Raw genomic sequence first — 12,910 nt, forward strand, 5'->3', positions numbered from 1 at the left:
TTCACAATGGTTGTCATGCGACTGAGTCACCTGATCTGACTGATTATGGTCCTTTGGTGACAGCTATTTCGTAACTTCGCATGCAAAGGTAACGATTTTAGACTGGTTAGACTACCTAACCGGCTATACAATTTGACAAAAGATATCTAAGTACCAGCCTCTATGGATAATCTATCAATATACTGCCCCAATCTGGACGAGCATCTCAGCGTGCCACCTGGAGCCACACTCTATCAAGTAGCACAGAGCTATCGCAACGCTCTAGGCTTCGAGCCTGTCAACGCGCGTGTCAATAACCTCACTGTCGCCCTCGACTGGAGGCTCCGCGAGTCCTGTCAGGTCGAGTTCGTCGGGCTCACCGAGGAGAGCGGTCGGCACACCTATCTGCGCTCCCTCTGCCTCCTCTTTGCTAAGGCACTCCACGATGAGCTGCCGCACTACCATCTGAGCGTACGGCACTCCCTCTCGGGGGGCTACTTTAGTGTTGTCAGGTGTGGCGACAAGGGTATTACAGAGGAGCAACTAGCCATCGTCAAGCGACGCATAGACCACCTCATTGCTGAGGATCTACCCTTCGAGCGTCGCACCGTACCAGCCGAAGAGGCGGTGCAGATCTTTACCGCCATGGGTGAGATGGACAAGGTGGACCTCATCACCTCCAGCGGTCAGCCCTACGTCACCTATCACTATCTCGATGGGTATCCCGACAACTACTACGGCTCGCTGCTTCTCTCCACAGGACAAGTTCAGCTCTACGATCTCGACCCCTACCTGGGTGGCGTACTGATACGTGTACCCTCGATAGTCAAGCCTACAGAGCTGACACCCTTTGAGCCACAGCAGCCGATGCGTGAGGTCTTTAACAAGCAGTCTCGTCTACTCAACCTCCTCGACGTAAGCTATGTGGGAAGTCTCAACAAAGCAATCAGCACGGGACACTTCTCCGAGATCATACAGGTCGCCGAGGCTGCACAGGAAAAGGAGATAGCCGCCATGGCTACTGAGATCGCCGAAGCATACAACAAGAAAGGTGTGCGCATCATACTCGTGGCAGGACCCTCATCTTCGGGCAAGACCACCTTTACCAAGCGACTACGCCTGCAGCTTATGGCGAACTACCTACGTCCTCACCAGATATCGCTCGACAACTACTTCGTAGCCCGTGAGTTGACTCCCCTAGATGACAATGGGGAGTACGACTATGAGCATATCGAGGCACTAGACCTAGAGCTCTTTGCCAGTGATCTGCGTCGGCTCCTAGCGGGTGAGCTAGTCGATATGCCTCTCTTTGACTTTACTCAAGGTGCTAGAGTGTACCAAAAGGAGCTCCTACAGCTTGGGGAGGGAGACCTGCTTCTCATCGAGGGCATCCATGCGCTCAATCCACGACTCATCCCCGATGATCTACAGCACCTCACCTATAATATATATATCAGTGCCCTGACAGCCCTCGGACTAGATGCACACAACCGCATCCCCAGTACCGACATACGTCTCCTCAGGCGTATGGTGCGTGACCACAAGTACAGAGGCTACTCAGCCATCGACACCATCAGCCGGTGGCGTAGTGTGCGAGCTGGCGAGGAGCGATGGATCTTCCCCTACCAGCAGAGAGCCAACGTCCTCTTCAACAGTGCGCTCCTATACGAAGTTGCCGTCCTCAAGACCCTTGCCGAGCAGATCCTCTACCAGGTACCCGCCTGCGTCCAGGAGTACAGCGAGGCGCGCCGCCTGCTACGCTTCCTAGAGCACGTCAGGCCAGCACCCATCGACGAGATCCCCTCCACCTCGCTCCTGCGCGAGTTTGTCGGGGGCAGCTCATTTCACTATTGACCCCACAGCTATGTCCAAGAAGAAAAACAAAGCCCCCTCCACGGGAGGCATCGTATATAGTACCGACCCCGACTGGTCGCCACAGCAGGCGAGTAGCGAGGCTGAGACTCTCCCTCCCGCTCAGCAACGACTACGCATACAGTACTCCCGCGCTGGCAGAGGAGGGAAGGAGGCACTCATCATCATGGGCTTCGTCGGGTCTGACAGCGATCTGGCAGATCTCGCCCGTCAGCTCAAGCAGTCGCTCGGCTGTGGAGGCTCTACACGTGATGGCGAGATACTGCTCCAGCAAAACGATAAAGAGAAGCTCATCAAGCTCCTTCAGTCTAAAGGGTACAAAGACACCAAGTAACGCCTTCCGCTATGCCCATAGAGAAAACCTCCATCCTAGAGATGCAGCGTCTCACCTCCGAGGAGTACCACTCAGCTCCCAAGGTGCCGCTCACCATACTCCTAGACAATGTGCGTAGCATGCACAACGTCGGCTCGATCTTTCGCACGGCAGACGCCTTTCGCCTTGAGGAGCTGCTCCTCGTCGGCATCACAGGCTGTCCGCCCCACCCGCTCATTCACAAGACCGCCATCGGTGCCGAGGAGGCAGTGCCGTGGCGACACCTAGACTCTGCCATCGAGTTCCTTGAGGCGTGCCGAGCAGCGGGACGCACCATCTTCGCCCTCGAGCAGACACATCAGAGCATCACGCTCGGCAGCCAGCCACCGCTAGACGATCGTGGAGCCGTCCTGATCGTGGGCAACGAAGTGCATGGCATCTCTGACGAGGTCATTCAGTATGCCGACTATTGTCTAGAGATCCCGCAGTACGGCACCAAGCACTCGCTCAATGTGAGCGTCGCCACTGGCATCGCCATCTACGACCTCTGCACCCCTTATCTGGAGATACATCATAGCTTAACCTAGCCGCAAAGGCCGTTTCAATCTTTTTATGTAGCTTTGCCATATAGAAAACTCAACACGACAACACTATGGAAGAAAACATGATCGCATACATCGGCACCAATGCTGGTCTCGTCTGGAACGCACTAGACAAACTAGGCAAGATGGACATCAAGCAACTCAAGAAGGCGACCAAGATCCGTACCGAAAAAGATCTCTACGCTGCGCTCGGCTGGCTCGCCAAGGAGGAGAAGCTCACCTTCGTCTACGAAGACGACACGCTCCTAGTCGCGCTGCGATAGTCTCTCACGAGATAGCTGACAGGCAGACTAGCTAGGTTGCTATACATCAGCACCTTGTGTCGCCTTACCGTAAGGTTTGCGAAGTCTAGGTCGTCTGATCGCTTGCTAATTCAAAGATTATTCTTACCTTTGCAGACGCAAACCTCGCTGCGGTCGTGGCGGAATTGGTAGACGCGTTAGACTTAGGATCTAATGCCGCAAGGTGTGTGGGTTCGAGTCCCACCGACCGTACAATGGTAGAGAGACCTCTCTGACACCCCTCGTGGGAGCAGACGGGTCTCTCTCTTTTTATCCCTATCCCCACGCCCCACCCTCGCCTCCCCTAACGAGACTGTTGCAACAGTCTCCTAATGCCTCACGGCAAAAACAAGCCTCGACCTCAACCGCACAATTCTTACGAACATCCCTTCGTGAGGAGGCATAGACGATAAGTGTCACGATTTGCAAAATTCAGGCGATACTTTGTAGTCAAAAACGACACTCATCTGGATATCCACGTGGATATTTTGAAATGCCCACGTGGAAAAGAAAAAATTCCTCGGAGGAATCAAATGAAACTTCGGAGGAATGAAATGAAACTTCGGAGGAAATGAATCACGCCCACGTGGAAAAGGAAAAATATCCACGTGGAGATTTGAGATTTTCCACGTGGGGATCGGTTTTCCCTGAAGCAAAACCGCATCAAACTGTGAAGATTTCCAAATCGTGATAGGTCTGTGCCATATCCTCCGCACCTCAAAACTAGGACTTAGTCCGCATAGTAACGACTTTGTAATCGCTATGTGCGCCATTAGTCGTACATTTGCAGTAAATCTTATGCAATCTATGCCTGAAGAGAGCTTTCATCCACAGCAGGTCGACATAGCCGCTATCCTCAATCGACGACGCAAGAAGCCGTTGCCCGCTTTCGTGACCAATGGCGTGGCGCGCTTGATACACCAGCGTGAGATCAACGATGTGCTACGTCGCTACGGGCACCTGGAGGGGGTAGATTTTATGGATGCCCTGATCCAGGAGTTTCGCATTGACCTGACGCTTGTCGGTGCCGAGCATCTGCCCGCAGATCCTCGCGCACTCTTTATCAGCAACCACCCGCTGGGAGGGCTAGACGGGATCTGTCTGACTCACCTCATAGCTAGTCACTATCAGACTGATATCCGCTACATCGTCAACGATCTCCTACTCAACCTCAAGCCACTTGCCAATATCTTCGTTCCGGTCAATAAGTACGGAGCACAGGCGCGCACCTCTATTCAGAGGATGCACGAGGCGCTTGAGAGCGACCTGCCGGTGATCACATTTCCCGCAGGACTTTGCTCACGCCTTATCAAGGGGAAGATACAAGATCCCCTCTGGCGACCCAGCTTTATCAAGCAGGCAAGACAGTTCGAGCGTCCCATCGTGCCGCTCTTCTTCCACGGGCGTAACTCGATGAAGTTTTATCGTATAGAGCAACTGAGGAAAGCACTCGGCATACGCTTTAACATCGGCACCGCATTGCTACCACATGAAATGTTTGCTGCACAGGGTAGCTCCTTTACCGTAGTGGTCGGGGAGCCGATCCCCTACGAGACGCTCGAGGGGGTGAAGCCTAGCGACTTACCTCAGCAGGTAGAGCGCATCAGGCAGCAAGTATACCAACTGAAAGACCAACTATCCAAATGAGTGCTACAGAGCAACCCATCATAGCGCCGATAGATCGGCAATTGATCCGACAGGAGCTGACACCAGAGCTCTTCGTCCGTAAGACCAATAAGAGTAATAACGAGATCTACGCCTTTCGAGCTGCGCAAGCACCACACACGATGCGTGAGGTGGGCCGTCTGCGCGAGGAGAGCTTTCGTGCCGGCGGTGGTGGCACGGGGCTTGATTGCGATGTGGATAAGTATGACCTGATGGACGATGGCTACGTACAGCTCATCGTCTGGAGTCCTGAGCTCGAGAAGATCATGGGTGGCTACCGATACATACTCGGTGAGGCGGTGCTACGCCATCAGGAGCAGACGGACGCGCTGGCCACATCGCATATGTTCAGCTTTAGCGAGGAGTTCGTTCGCGACTACCTCCCCTACACGATCGAGCTGGGACGCTCATTCGTGAGCCACGAGTTTCAGACGACACGGGCGGGGCTGATGTCTTCGATCTATACGCTCGACAACCTCTGGGACGGGCTGGGAGCCTTGACCGTTATCTATCCTGAGATCAAGTACTTCTTTGGCAAGGTGACCATGTACAAGACTTACAATAAGTACTGCCGCAACCTGATCCTCAAGTTTATGGAGATCTACTTCGGCGACAAAGATCACTTGGTCTTCCCGATGACCCCGGTCGAGGTGGACATTGACCCAGCAGAGATAGATCGCCTTTTCGTCAAGAACGACCTCAAGAGCGACTACCGCACGCTCAAGGCGGAGGTGCGCAAGCACAATATCAACATCCCCCCGCTCTTTAATGCTTACATGTCGCTCACCCCGAAGATTCGCATCTTTGGCACAGCGATCAACGATGAGTTTGGCGATGTCGAGGAGACGGGCTTGCTGACGCCCATTGCAGACATTATCCCCGAGAAGAAAGAGCGGCACATAGACACTTACCAGAACGCCCATAAGTCGTAAAGGATCAGGCTTATGGCTCTCGCTAATGAGCTTGGGGCTGCTGGCGAAAAGGCGGCTCAGCGCTACCTACTCTCTCGACGGATACGCATCCTCGAGGTCAACTGGCGTGATCCGCTCTGCGAGATAGACATCATAGCGTCTGACGGACGGCACCTACTGATCGTTGAGGTAAAGAGCCGTATGGAGTACACCGCCACGAGTCCACTAGAGGCTGTCAATACAGCAAAAGCGCATCAGATGATGCTCGGCGGCATGCGCTACGCACAGCGGATGCGCATCGACTTGCCGATACGCTACGATGTCGTCGAGGCACTCTACTGCCCAGCGAGCGATGTTTTTGAAATGAAGTACCACAAAGGCTACTTCTCCGCAGAGGAGATCGCCCTCCAGGAGACACTTCCCCACGGCTTCGCACAGCCCTAACCTGCTGGCGGCACGCTCACAGACATGCCTCGGCCTTGCACGCTCTCTCTTTTTGTCTATATTTGCAGAAAGGACTCGTCGATATGAAACAAACTCACTTATCCAAGTTATGGGGCGTTGTTGCAGCCATACTCTTTATGCTCACCTTGTCGGGCTGTGCACTGAATGCTCCTCAGGTGAAGACCTACCTCCCGCTATCTCAATTTCAGTATGCCTACATTGCTCCGACGGGTAGCGTTTTAGGCGCATTTGGTGGCTACTCTCAAGCTAAGATTAACTCTGTCAATCCTAGAGACTTTATCGCTGGGCAGCTCTTTAAGAGAGGTATCATAGTCGTTCCTGAGATCAACCCCGCACAGGCGCAGAAGACGCTGGTCGTAAGCTATGGTGAGGGCGACAAGAGAAATATATTGGTCGGCTATGCTTTGGAAGTTACCATTCAGCTAACTACGGCCGATATGAATAAGCTCGTGGCAGTAGCTACGGCCGAAGGGTATGGAGAGAGCGAGTCTGATAAGATCCGAGATGCTATCTCGCAAGCTATGACAGCACTCTTTGAGCCTGAGAAGATCAACCAGAACTCGCTCGGCCGCTTCTTCTAAGCTCCCAATAAGAGACTGTTGCAAAAGTCAACAGTCTCACAATCTTGCAAGATTGTCCTGACTTTGCAGAAAGGATGAAGCGCAAGGCGCTGAGGGTGAGGTCTGAAGGGAGCATACCTCCGTATGTGACCGAAGCCGAATCCCGAAAGCAACACAGCGATTCGCCTTTATGCAACAGTCTCAATAAGAAAAGATAGCCCTACTCGCTCTCTACTGCGAAGCCAAGCGCAGTGAGTGCGGGACGAACGGAGGCGGGGACACCTCGTATGGTGTAGTCGCGTGGCTCGTAGGGGTGCTGGTAGTGGACACGTTGCTGCTCGAAGGTGTCGGGACTAGCCACCAGTCGCTTCATAATAGCGGGCAGATCTAGCGTGTGGATCATTCCTCGCCAAGGTATCTGCCATGGTTCGCACCCCGAAAGGTCTAGGTATGGCTCCGCCAAGGGACGAGGGTGTGCCAGTGCTATGCGGGTATCACTAAGATCGAAGAAGTCGCACAGGTGACGCAGGCTCTGCACAGCGCCCTGCGCCTTGCCATGCACAGAGAAGCCCGCAATGTGGGGCGTACCGATGAAGACTCGATCCAGTAGTGGCTGTGCTATGTGTGGCTCACCCTCCCAGCAGTCGATCACAGCTCCTGCGACCGCTTTGTCGTCAAGGGCTTGGACCAGTGCGGAGGTGTCGACGACGGCTCCACGACAAGCGTTGATGAGCCAAGGTCGTTGCTGAGCATTTCGCAAGAAAGTGTCATCAACTAAGTGATAAGTAGGGTGTGCGCCCCCCTTCGTCAGAGGCACATGGCAGGTAATCATCGTAGCCGAGGCGAGGAGCGTCTCTAGATCTACGTAGCTATCCCGTAGAGCTGGCATATCGTCCGCAAGGTAAGGGCGTGGTAGCCCATGGCGATCCAGCTCCTCCAGACAGCTCTGCCAGTCAGGGTGCTCATCATAAGCCGCGACGAGAGGCGGATCGTAGAGGAGCGTCCGTATGCCGAGTGCTTTGGCACGCTGATAGACCCGTCCGCCGGTATGTCCCGTGCCAATAATCCCGAGAGTTATATCCTCAGGAGCCAATCCCAGCTCTAGTGCGATACGAGAGATAGCCGTCAGAACATACTGCGCCACAGATGCAGCGTTGCACCCAGGGGCGTTGAACCAGCGAATGCCCGCCTCACGGCAGTACTCGGTATCTATATGGTCAAAGCCCGCCGTCGCTGAGGTGATCAGACGTACAGCACTCCCCTCCAGCAGCGTGCGGTCACAACGCGTCACGCTACGGATCATTAGAGCATCGGCATCGGCAACCGCTTCGGCCGTGATCTCGCCACTCGGCAGGTAGCGCGCCTCGACCCCGAGGGGCATGCCGTCGGCCATGTAGGGGATAGAACTATCTACGACTATTCGCAGGGACATATATATAATAGTATAGCTACTTAATATAAAGAGGAAGGTGACTAGATCTGCACTCCCGATGTGATGGGATAGCGTCTAGTCACCTTCGTTGTTAGTTATGCTTTGCTGAGAGGTGCGATTACTTGATCACGCCCAGCTCCTTGCCAATCTTGATAAAGGCTGCGATCGCCTTGTCGAGGTGCTCACGCTCGTGAGCTGCTGAGAGCTGTACGCGGATACGCGCCTCGCCCTTGGGTACGACTGGATAGTAGAAGCCAGTTACATAGATACCCTCCTCGAGCAGACGAGCAGCGTAGCGCTGAGATAGAGGAGCATCGTAGAGCATCACAGCGCAGATAGCACTCTGTGTAGGCTTGATATCAAAGCCAGCTGCTAGCATCTTGTCGCGGAAGTAGTTGACATTATCCATCAACTTCGTGTGTAGTGAGTCATCCTCCTCCAGCATCTTAAATACCTCGATACCAGCACCGACCACTGCGGGGGGCAGTGAGTTAGAGAAGAGGTAAGGTCTAGAGCGCTGACGTAGTATCTCGACGATCTCCTTAGGACCAGCCGTAAAGCCACCGACAGCCCCACCGAATGCCTTGCCAAGCGTACCCGTGTGGATATCGATACGGTCGAAGCAGTCGAAAGCCTCAGCGACACCACGGCCCGTCTTGCCGACTACACCAGCTGAGTGGCACTCATCGACCATCACGAGAGCGTCATACTTGTCAGCGAGGTCGCAGATCTTGTCCATAGGAGCTACGTTGCCGTCCATACTGAAGACACCGTCCGTGACGATGATGCGGAAGCGCTGCTCCTGAGCCTCCTGAAGGCATTTCTCTAGCTCCTCCATATTGGCATTGGCGTAGCGATAGCGCTTAGCCTTGCAGAGACGTACACCGTCGATGATCGAGGCGTGGTTCAGCGAGTCGCTGATGATAGCGTCCTCTGGGCCAAAGAGAGGCTCGAAGACACCGCCGTTGGCATCAAAGCAAGCAGCGTAGAGGATAGCGTCCTCCGTGTGGAAGTAGTGTGCGATAGCCTTCTCGAGCTGCTTGTGGATATCTTGCGTACCGCAGATGAAGCGTACGCTACTCATACCATATCCGTGCGAATCCATCATGGCCTTGGCAGCCTTGATGAGGCGAGGATTGTCGGAGAGACCTAGATAGTTGTTAGCGCAGAAGTTCAAGACATCCTTGCCCCCCTCTACCTTGATAGCGGCTGTCTGAGGGGTGATGATAATGCGCTCCTCCTTGTAGAGACCAGCATCCTTAGTGTCTTGGATCTCCTTAGTTAGGAAGTTCTTCAGTTCTTTGTACATGATATTATGTGGTAAAGTTATAGACAGAATCGATGAGCCAAGTGTGGCTCGCGAGATGCTTTTTACTCCTCTGCTGGAGCCTCCTCGGTAGCCTCGCTAGCCTCCTCAGGTGCAGGCTCGGAGAAGTCGGTGTACCCCGTCTCTACGAGGATGTTGTACCAGCGAAAGATCTTCTTGATATCGTTGTCGTGGACGCGCTGACGGTCGTACTCGGGGAGTACCTCTGCAAAGAGGTCAAAGTAAGCATCCTTGCCACTGAGACCCTTAAGGTCGACTGGCTTGCCCTCATACTTGTCGAGCAGCGTCTGCAAGATCTCTCGCAGAGGTGCCTCTTCGGTAGTCGTGTAGATCGATATATCGCCTAGAGATACGACACGATCCGAGGCGTAAGCGGGGATACGACGCTTCGTCTCTAGATCCTCGACGATGATACTATTCTTGGTGTGTGTCAGGAGCTTAAAGAGTCCTGGCTTGCCTGAGATGGATAAGATTTCTTTGAGCATAAACTATATTATGTGGCGAAAGCCCTCGAGGCTCTCGTGATATCACCTGCAAAGATACCAAAATAGTATCGTATGGTGTGTACAGAGATCACTCTTTAATTCTGCAGGCCGAGCCACGACAAGGATTTGGACAGCCAGAGTCACTACAGAACGTATCTAATCTAATACGACAACGGACGCCCGATCTCGTGCGTCCGTCGTCCTTGTGAAGACCGTCGACTCGTGTCTCAGTCCTTATGTAGCTAGCGTAGCCAGCACTACTAGCCCTCTGAAGGCTTGGTCTTAAAGTCGAAGTAAGCAGGATCAGTCGTCAGTCCTAGATCCTTATCCCACCCGAATAGCACTAAGACGTAGTCTGTATTTGGCGTCAGACCAGTATTAGTCTCTTCATTGATCTGTAACTCACCCGTCTTGAAAGCATCTGGCATAGGATCCATCTGGTGTACGCTCTGCACTAGCTTGTAGCACATCATCTCCTTAGCGGGTACACCGTCTAGGACTTCGTTACCAGGCTTCGGATTGCGGTAAAAGTCTACATAGCGCTTGCTCTGTATAGCGTAGAAGTAAGACTTCGTCATATCTGACGGACGCACCAAAGCTGAGACCCATGAGTCGCTAGGGGTGAGGTTCTCAACATTAAAGGTGAAGTTTAGCATCGTCCGGGGTTTCGTCTTCTGCTCGAGCTCTATGACCTTAGTTAGCTCGTAGCCGTCCTGATCCATACCATAGATCCTTGCGACGATGGTATGATCAGCTGGATAAGGATAGTCTGAGCCAGAGATCTCTCCTAGGTCAAACTCTCTCGTCCCCTTGAAGGTCTCACGAGCCATAGCCTCTCTGTATCCCGCACTTCCTATTTCGTCGCCTGAGACAGCCTTCCACCACTCACGATTGGCATTAGGCTGATTCTGTAGGTTATTGAGGATGCGATCGTAGCTCTCTCTCGTACCAGCATTGACAGAGTAGAGCATCTCAGGGTCTTTAGGCGTCACCTTAATGTAGACGTTAGTTGCCGTCACCCTAAGGATCTCTATGGCAAAGTCCTCTTTGGGAGCTGGCTCCTGGATCGTGATCTTGCACGCGGCAGAGACACCATCCACCTCAGCTAGGATAGTCGTCTCGCCCTTGGCAACGGCTGTGACCAGGCCCTTGTCAGAGACCGTCGCCAGCTCAGCATTGAGACTACGGAAGGTGACTGGCTTGTTGAGGTTCGGTTGCTGCGTAACCTGTAGCTGTAGGCTCTGGCCGATGGTCATAGTAGCCTGATCTGGAGTAATGGTCAAGGTCTCGAACTTTCGCTCTACGGGCGCATCATCATCACAACTGACGAGTGTCAGGAGCGGGAGCAGGAGTAGTAGATAGAAGATTGTTCTTTTCATACTGTTGTTTGGGTTATTGGTTTATATAAGCGTGCAGTCAACACTATCGTGTGTGTCGCATACAAATGTAATACAAAAGACACAAACTATCGCTCACTCATCGAGCTTACCAAATTCCTTGCGTGAAGATTGTCCCAGCTCAGATATTATTGTTATCTTTGCGAGAGATTCGTGTGAGCCTCTGCTCGCGCTTGAGGGGCTAGGGGCTTCGCACACCTATGTACGACGACTAACTTATTTAATTTCACATAGAATGAAAAGAGACCAAGAGATCTTTGATCTGATCGAACAGGAGCATCAGCGCCAGCAAAAGGGCATCGAGCTGATCGCCTCTGAGAACTTTGTCAGCGACCAGGTCATGCAAGCTATGGGTAGCTGTATGACTAATAAGTACGCTGAGGGATACCCTGGCAAGCGTTACTACGGCGGTTGCGAGGTAGTGGACAAGTCTGAGAACCTAGCCATAGAGCGTATCAAGAAGCTCTTTGGCGCGGAGTATGCCAACGTGCAGCCACACTCAGGTGCTCAAGCTAATATGGCTGTCCTCTTCACCTGCCTCAAGCCTGGTGACACCTTCATGGGTCTAAACCTAGACCATGGTGGTCACCTCTCACACGGTTCGCCTGTCAATAGCTCTGGTACGCTCTACAATCCTATAGGCTACAATCTGAGCAAGGAGACAGGTACGGTAGACTACGACGAGATGGAGCAGCTAGCTCGTCAGCACAAGCCCAAGCTCATCATCGCTGGTGGCTCGGCTTACTGCCGCGAGTGGGACTACGCACGCTTCCGCAAGGTAGCTGACGAGATCGGTGCTATCTTTATGGTCGATATGGCGCACCCCGCCGGACTGATCGCTGCTGGTCTGCTCGACAACCCTGTCAAGTATGCCCACATCGTCACCTCTACGACACACAAGACCCTACGTGGTCCTCGTGGTGGTATCATCCTCATGGGTAAGGACTTTGAGAATCCTTGGGGTCTCAAGACGCCTAAGGGGGTTGTCAAGATGATGTCTCAGCTGCTCAACTCGGCTGTCTTCCCAGGCATCCAGGGCGGTCCGCTAGAGCATGTCATCGCTGCTAAGGCTGTCGCCTTTGGTGAGGCTCTCGATCCTTCATTTAAGGAGTATCAAAAGCAGGTGATGAAGAATGCTAAGGCACTTGGCGAGGCTTTTGTCAAGATGGGCTACAACTGTATCTCTGGCGGTACGGACAATCACTGCCTCCTCATCGACCTACGCTCTAAGTACCCAGACCTAACGGGTAAGGTGGCTGAGAACGCGCTCGTACGTGCTGACATCACGGTCAATAAGAATATGGTGCCGTTTGACTCACGCTCTGCATTCCAGACCTCTGGTATCCGTGTGGGTACGCCCGCTATCACGACGCGTGGTGTCAAGGAGGACAAGATGCCATACATCGTCGAGCTCATAGACCGCGTACTGCGTGATCCTGAAAACGAGGATGAGATAGCTAAGGTACGTAAGGAGGTCAACGAGATGATGTCTCCACTACCTATCTTCGCTTGGTAAGATAAACTCAGAGGCCTAGCCTCTTAACCTGATAGAGACTGAATGCAGGGGGACGCACGCTTAGACTTCTAAGGAGCAAACCCTAGCACTCAGTCTCTTACTATT

Annotated in this window: 13 protein-coding genes and 1 tRNA gene; 10 read left to right on the plus strand and 4 right to left on the minus strand. The window is 53.2% G+C overall.

The window, feature by feature from the left end; genetic code table 11:
• Positions 1-162 precede the first annotated feature (162 nt).
• The 9 genes from RDM37_RS01420 to RDM37_RS01460 all read left to right on the plus strand — a co-directional run bounded on the left by RDM37_RS01420 (position 163) and on the right by RDM37_RS01460 (position 6,669).
• Positions 163-1,833: a nucleoside kinase gene (locus RDM37_RS01420; RefSeq protein WP_308554520.1), complete on the plus strand. Its 1,671-nt coding sequence runs from the start codon at positions 163-165 to the stop codon at positions 1,831-1,833.
• A 10-nt stretch (positions 1,834-1,843) separates the two neighbouring features.
• On the plus strand, positions 1,844-2,185 hold the full coding sequence (locus RDM37_RS01425; protein ID WP_297113677.1) for a translation initiation factor: 342 nt from the start codon (positions 1,844-1,846) through the stop codon (positions 2,183-2,185).
• 11 nt (positions 2,186-2,196) lie between these two features.
• Complete coding sequence (locus RDM37_RS01430; protein ID WP_308554521.1) at positions 2,197-2,751, plus strand: RNA methyltransferase; 555 nt, start codon at positions 2,197-2,199, stop codon at positions 2,749-2,751.
• A 77-nt stretch (positions 2,752-2,828) separates the two neighbouring features.
• Positions 2,829-3,029: a winged helix-turn-helix domain-containing protein gene (locus tag RDM37_RS01435; RefSeq protein ID WP_308554570.1), complete on the plus strand. Its 201-nt coding sequence runs from the start codon at positions 2,829-2,831 to the stop codon at positions 3,027-3,029.
• 149 nt (positions 3,030-3,178) lie between these two features.
• Positions 3,179-3,260, plus strand: a tRNA-Leu gene (locus tag RDM37_RS01440).
• A gap of 594 nt (positions 3,261-3,854) precedes the next feature.
• Positions 3,855-4,694, plus strand: coding sequence for a 1-acyl-sn-glycerol-3-phosphate acyltransferase (locus RDM37_RS01445; RefSeq protein ID WP_308554522.1), 840 nt, complete (start codon positions 3,855-3,857; stop codon positions 4,692-4,694).
• Entirely contained in the window at positions 4,691-5,644 is a 954-nt protein-coding gene (locus RDM37_RS01450; RefSeq protein ID WP_308554523.1) for a GNAT family N-acyltransferase, read from the plus strand. Before RDM37_RS01445 ends, RDM37_RS01450 begins: the two co-directional genes overlap by 4 nt.
• Positions 5,645-5,656: 12 nt before the next feature.
• Entirely contained in the window at positions 5,657-6,067 is a 411-nt protein-coding gene (locus tag RDM37_RS01455) for a YraN family protein (RefSeq protein ID WP_308554524.1), read from the plus strand.
• Positions 6,068-6,150: 83 nt separating this feature from the next.
• A complete protein-coding gene (locus RDM37_RS01460) occupies positions 6,151-6,669 on the plus strand; it encodes a hypothetical protein (RefSeq protein WP_308554525.1) in 519 nt (172 codons plus the stop codon).
• A 199-nt stretch (positions 6,670-6,868) separates the two neighbouring features.
• Here RDM37_RS01460 and RDM37_RS01465 read toward each other — a convergent pair whose 3' ends face one another.
• The 4 genes from RDM37_RS01465 to RDM37_RS01480 form a co-directional block, all read right to left on the minus strand.
• Complete coding sequence (locus RDM37_RS01465) at positions 6,869-8,080, minus strand: 4-phosphoerythronate dehydrogenase (RefSeq protein ID WP_308554526.1); 1,212 nt, start codon at positions 8,078-8,080, stop codon at positions 6,869-6,871.
• A gap of 118 nt (positions 8,081-8,198) precedes the next feature.
• Complete coding sequence (kbl, locus tag RDM37_RS01470) at positions 8,199-9,389, minus strand: glycine C-acetyltransferase (protein WP_004331072.1); 1,191 nt, start codon at positions 9,387-9,389, stop codon at positions 8,199-8,201.
• 62 nt (positions 9,390-9,451) lie between these two features.
• The gene (locus tag RDM37_RS01475; protein WP_308554527.1) at positions 9,452-9,892 is read right to left on the minus strand and encodes a DUF5606 domain-containing protein; all 441 of its coding nucleotides are present in this window, start codon (positions 9,890-9,892) and stop codon (positions 9,452-9,454) included.
• Positions 9,893-10,152: 260 nt separating this feature from the next.
• Positions 10,153-11,271, minus strand: coding sequence for an Ig-like domain-containing protein (locus RDM37_RS01480; protein ID WP_308554528.1), 1,119 nt, complete (start codon positions 11,269-11,271; stop codon positions 10,153-10,155).
• A gap of 253 nt (positions 11,272-11,524) precedes the next feature.
• Here RDM37_RS01480 and glyA point away from each other — a divergent pair, with 253 nt between their 5' ends.
• Entirely contained in the window at positions 11,525-12,805 is a 1,281-nt protein-coding gene (gene glyA, locus RDM37_RS01485) for a serine hydroxymethyltransferase (RefSeq protein WP_308554529.1), read from the plus strand.
• The last annotated feature ends 105 nt before the right edge of the window (positions 12,806-12,910 follow it).

The sequence above is a fragment of the uncultured Porphyromonas sp. genome, from assembly GCF_902489635.1.
Taxonomy (GTDB): domain Bacteria; phylum Bacteroidota; class Bacteroidia; order Bacteroidales; family Porphyromonadaceae; genus Porphyromonas.

Bases quoted from the DNA above. Each gene is read 5' to 3' on its own strand.
- RDM37_RS01420 (WP_308554520.1), top strand. From the start codon at position 163: ATGGATAATCTATCAATATACTGCCCCAATCTGGACGAGCATCTCAGC.
- RDM37_RS01425 (WP_297113677.1), top strand. From the start codon at position 1,844: ATGTCCAAGAAGAAAAACAAAGCCCCCTCCACGGGAGGCATCGTATAT.
- RDM37_RS01430 (WP_308554521.1), top strand. From the start codon at position 2,197: ATGCCCATAGAGAAAACCTCCATCCTAGAGATGCAGCGTCTCACCTCC.
- RDM37_RS01435 (WP_308554570.1), top strand. From the start codon at position 2,829: ATGATCGCATACATCGGCACCAATGCTGGTCTCGTCTGGAACGCACTA.
- RDM37_RS01445 (WP_308554522.1), top strand. From the start codon at position 3,855: ATGCCTGAAGAGAGCTTTCATCCACAGCAGGTCGACATAGCCGCTATC.
- RDM37_RS01450 (WP_308554523.1), top strand. From the start codon at position 4,691: ATGAGTGCTACAGAGCAACCCATCATAGCGCCGATAGATCGGCAATTG.
- RDM37_RS01455 (WP_308554524.1), top strand. From the start codon at position 5,657: ATGGCTCTCGCTAATGAGCTTGGGGCTGCTGGCGAAAAGGCGGCTCAG.
- RDM37_RS01460 (WP_308554525.1), top strand. From the start codon at position 6,151: ATGAAACAAACTCACTTATCCAAGTTATGGGGCGTTGTTGCAGCCATA.
- RDM37_RS01465 (WP_308554526.1), bottom strand. From the start codon at position 8,080: ATGTCCCTGCGAATAGTCGTAGATAGTTCTATCCCCTACATGGCCGAC.
- kbl (WP_004331072.1), bottom strand. From the start codon at position 9,389: ATGTACAAAGAACTGAAGAACTTCCTAACTAAGGAGATCCAAGACACT.
- RDM37_RS01475 (WP_308554527.1), bottom strand. From the start codon at position 9,892: ATGCTCAAAGAAATCTTATCCATCTCAGGCAAGCCAGGACTCTTTAAG.
- RDM37_RS01480 (WP_308554528.1), bottom strand. From the start codon at position 11,271: ATGAAAAGAACAATCTTCTATCTACTACTCCTGCTCCCGCTCCTGACA.
- glyA (WP_308554529.1), top strand. From the start codon at position 11,525: ATGAAAAGAGACCAAGAGATCTTTGATCTGATCGAACAGGAGCATCAG.